Raw genomic sequence first — 1959 nt, forward strand, 5'->3', positions numbered from 1 at the left:
GGGGAGTGCGTCTGGTCCTTGAGAACTCAACAGCGTGCACATTGTCAATGCCAATTTATTGATTGACCTCGTGCCTGGCCTTCCTTCGGGTTGGTTGGGTTTGAGACAATTCCTTTTGGATTGAAGATTGTCAGTAGACAGTCAACAGTCAGAATCAACTCGGTCTGGCACCTTTTGGGTGTTGGGTCTGTATTTTTTTACGGAGAGTTTGATCCTGGCTCAGGACGAACGCTGGCGGCGTGCTTAACACATGCAAGTCGAACGATGATGCCCAGCTTGCTGGGTGGATTAGTGGCGAACGGGTGAGTAACACGTGAGTAACCTGCCCCTGACTCTGGGATAAGCGTTGGAAACGACGTCTAATACTGGATATGATCACTGGCCGCATGGTCTGGTGGTGGAAAGATTTTTTGGTTGGGGATGGACTCGCGGCCTATCAGCTTGTTGGTGAGGTAATGGCTCACCAAGGCGACGACGGGTAGCCGGCCTGAGAGGGTGACCGGCCACACTGGGACTGAGACACGGCCCAGACTCCTACGGGAGGCAGCAGTGGGGAATATTGCACAATGGGCGAAAGCCTGATGCAGCAACGCCGCGTGAGGGATGACGGCCTTCGGGTTGTAAACCTCTTTTAGTAGGGAAGAAGCGAAAGTGACGGTACCTGCAGAAAAAGCACCGGCTAACTACGTGCCAGCAGCCGCGGTAATACGTAGGGTGCAAGCGTTGTCCGGAATTATTGGGCGTAAAGAGCTCGTAGGCGGTTTGTCGCGTCTGCTGTGAAATCCCGAGGCTCAACCTCGGGCTTGCAGTGGGTACGGGCAGACTAGAGTGCGGTAGGGGAGATTGGAATTCCTGGTGTAGCGGTGGAATGCGCAGATATCAGGAGGAACACCGATGGCGAAGGCAGATCTCTGGGCCGTAACTGACGCTGAGGAGCGAAAGCATGGGGAGCGAACAGGATTAGATACCCTGGTAGTCCATGCCGTAAACGTTGGGCGCTAGATGTAGGGACCTTTCCACGGTTTCTGTGTCGTAGCTAACGCATTAAGCGCCCCGCCTGGGGAGTACGGCCGCAAGGCTAAAACTCAAAGGAATTGACGGGGGCCCGCACAAGCGGCGGAGCATGCGGATTAATTCGATGCAACGCGAAGAACCTTACCAAGGCTTGACATACACCGGAAACGGCCAGAGATGGTCGCCCCCTTGTGGTCGGTGTACAGGTGGTGCATGGTTGTCGTCAGCTCGTGTCGTGAGATGTTGGGTTAAGTCCCGCAACGAGCGCAACCCTCGTTCTATGTTGCCAGCGGGTTATGCCGGGGACTCATAGGAGACTGCCGGGGTCAACTCGGAGGAAGGTGGGGATGACGTCAAATCATCATGCCCCTTATGTCTTGGGCTTCACGCATGCTACAATGGCCGGTACAAAGGGCTGCGATACCGTAAGGTGGAGCGAATCCCAAAAAGCCGGTCTCAGTTCGGATTGAGGTCTGCAACTCGACCTCATGAAGTCGGAGTCGCTAGTAATCGCAGATCAGCAACGCTGCGGTGAATACGTTCCCGGGCCTTGTACACACCGCCCGTCAAGTCATGAAAGTCGGTAACACCCGAAGCCGGTGGCCTAACCCTTGTGGAAGGAGCCGTCGAAGGTGGGATCGGTGATTAGGACTAAGTCGTAACAAGGTAGCCGTACCGGAAGGTGCGGCTGGATCACCTCCTTTCTAAGGAGCATCTGGCACCGTTCGCGGTGTCCAGGCGCCTGATTCGGACCGAACGTGTCCGACGGGTAGCTCATGGGTGGAACATTGACAGTGCAGCTGGTACCGATGGTGCTGGCCTCAGTACGCTCCGCTTGCGGGGTTGGAACGGGTTGGTGTCGCACGGGCTGGCTGGTGCACGTTGTTGGGTCCTGAGGGACCAGGCTTCCTGATCTGCTGTGAGGCGGGTTGGGGGTTGGGCCGT

General features: G+C 56.3%; 1 rRNA gene. It reads left to right on the forward strand.

Going from position 1 to position 1959, the window contains the following annotated elements:
• The first annotated feature begins 196 nt into the window (after window positions 1-196).
• Window positions 197-1718 (forward strand): 16S ribosomal RNA (locus tag EDF63_RS18325).
• The last annotated feature ends 241 nt before the right edge of the window (window positions 1719-1959 follow it).

The sequence above is a fragment of the Curtobacterium sp. JUb34 genome, assembly GCF_003755065.1.
GTDB lineage: Bacteria > Actinomycetota > Actinomycetes > Actinomycetales > Microbacteriaceae > Curtobacterium.